Genomic DNA, 1,141 nt, shown 5'->3' with positions numbered 1-1,141 from the left:
TTCGGCTTCATGATTAAGTACTCATTTTTAATAATGCCATTGATCCTCTCAGCCAGCGCATTCTGGTAGCAATCGTAGCCATCCGTCATCGAGCACTGAACTCCATGCTTTTCATGGAGCTGTTGATATTGCTTAGAGTAATATTGAAGCCCTCTATCTGAATGATGCACGAGCAATTGAGCTGTTTTCGTTCGTTCTTTTAAAGCATTTTTATAGACTTTAATGACGGCATCAGTTCTTAGAGTATCGTCTACGTGATATCCCACTATTTTTCGTGACCAAGCTGAGATACGTGTCGCTATTTTGGGTAGGAACATAAGTAATGTCGGCCACCCATAGCTGCTCAGGTCCACTTGCTTGTATTTGATTTTCACCATCCTTAATCAAGTTTGGATGGCAGTAAAAACGGTGACGGCTCTGTGTTGTCTTATGGTATGAGCGCCTTACTTTAACCAATAAACGTGCTTCTCTAAGCACCCTAAACAAACGGTCTCGACCAAAATAGCAGCAGTGTTCCAAGCCAAGTTTATGCTGAAGCTTTCTCGTACCCATCCGAGGATGCCGTAAACGAATGCGTTGCACTCGATTGATCACATCATTATTTAAATGGTCTTTTCGCTCAGCTAGTAAACAGCGTTTGTAATAAGCTTGCCTTGTGATACCAAGATAGAGACAACATTCAATGACACTAAAGCCCTCTACTTTCTTTTCTTGGATCGTTTGGCAAGCGGCTTTTTTGACACGCTTACCCCGTAATCACGCTTTAACACCATGATCATGTGCTCAAAAAACTCAGTTTTTCTCTTAGTCTCAGCCAACTCAGTTTCAAGTTCTTTAATGCGCTGCTCAGGAGTAAGCTCTTTTGACTCAGTCATAGGACCTCCTTTTGGATGTAAAGGCGAAACACCTTGACTCCAAACTAGCCGACCATGCTTTCTAAGCCAAACTAAAACTGTAGAACGGCCTTGTATACCGTATTTATTTTGAGCTTGTTTATAGGTCAGCTCGCCTTTTTCTACTTGATCAACAACAGCCAATTTAAAGGCAAGGTAATAATCACGCTGTGTACGCTTAGATGTTGTGGTCATTGCACTCTCCAATTGTTGTATTGAAAAGTGACAACCTTATTTAGGACGGGTCA

General features: G+C 41.7%; 1 pseudogene. It reads right to left on the bottom strand.

Annotated features, from left to right (window positions below):
* Positions 1-1,088, bottom strand: a pseudogene (locus DN730_RS19295) (IS3 family transposase); the annotation flags it as partial.
* Positions 1,089-1,141: the final 53 nt, after the last annotated feature.

Origin of the sequence: Marinomonas piezotolerans (genome assembly GCF_003362755.1) — a bacterium.
Taxonomy (GTDB): domain Bacteria; phylum Pseudomonadota; class Gammaproteobacteria; order Pseudomonadales; family Marinomonadaceae; genus Marinomonas; species Marinomonas piezotolerans.
The sequence above is the reverse complement of the archived record's forward strand: the minus strand, read 5'-3'. Positions and strand labels throughout refer to the sequence as shown.